This window comes from Flammeovirga agarivorans (assembly GCF_012641475.1).
Classification (GTDB): Bacteria; Bacteroidota; Bacteroidia; order Cytophagales; family Flammeovirgaceae; genus Flammeovirga; species Flammeovirga agarivorans.
The window spans coordinates 1-520 of record NZ_JABAIL010000137.1 but is presented as its reverse complement, the minus strand read 5'-3'; the positions used below and the strand labels follow the sequence as shown (position 1 = coordinate 520).

At 49.6% G+C, this 520-nt stretch carries 2 protein-coding genes; both read left to right on the top strand.

The window, feature by feature from the left end; all coding sequences use genetic code 11:
- The first annotated feature begins 25 nt into the window (after positions 1–25).
- The gene (locus tag HGP29_RS28635; RefSeq protein WP_015991483.1) at positions 26–229 is read left to right on the top strand and encodes a phage holin family protein; all 204 of its coding nucleotides are present in this window, start codon (positions 26–28) and stop codon (positions 227–229) included.
- A 3-nt stretch (positions 230–232) separates the two neighbouring features.
- Positions 233–487, top strand: a complete 255-nt coding sequence (locus HGP29_RS29170; RefSeq protein WP_168885859.1) for a DNA packaging protein — start codon at positions 233–235, stop codon at positions 485–487.
- Positions 488–520: the final 33 nt, after the last annotated feature.

The following is a 520-nucleotide window of genomic DNA, read 5'->3' as shown; positions in this document are numbered from 1 at the left end:
GGTTATTGGTCCATAAGGAGGTAACATGTTGTCCCTAGACTTCAACAACGAAGTTATCAAGGCGGCTCCCATTGCGGGGGTCGCTGGGGCCGATGGTGTAGCGAGGCTCTTCTGGGGCCTCTCACTCAACGAGTGGTTCTACGTCGCGGCAATCGCCTACACAGTGGTTCAGATTGGTGCCAAGGTAGTCGATAAAATCATTGACTGGAAGAAAGCTAATAAGGAGTAACATATGGACCTGATTAAGTTCCTCGAAATGTTAGACACTGAGATGGCTCAGCAGATGCTTATGGACCTGAAGAATCCTGAGAAGCGAACCCCTCAGCTGTACAACGCCATTGGTAAACTACTGGAGCGTCACAAGTTCCAAATCTCTAAGCTGACCCCTGACGTTAACATCTTGGGCGGACTGGCTGAGGGTCTGGAAGCTTATAACTCCAAGGTGGGCGCGGATGGTCTGACAGAAGACGATAAATACACTCACTGATGGTAATACTCAAGGTTCCTGAGGGAGCCTTTA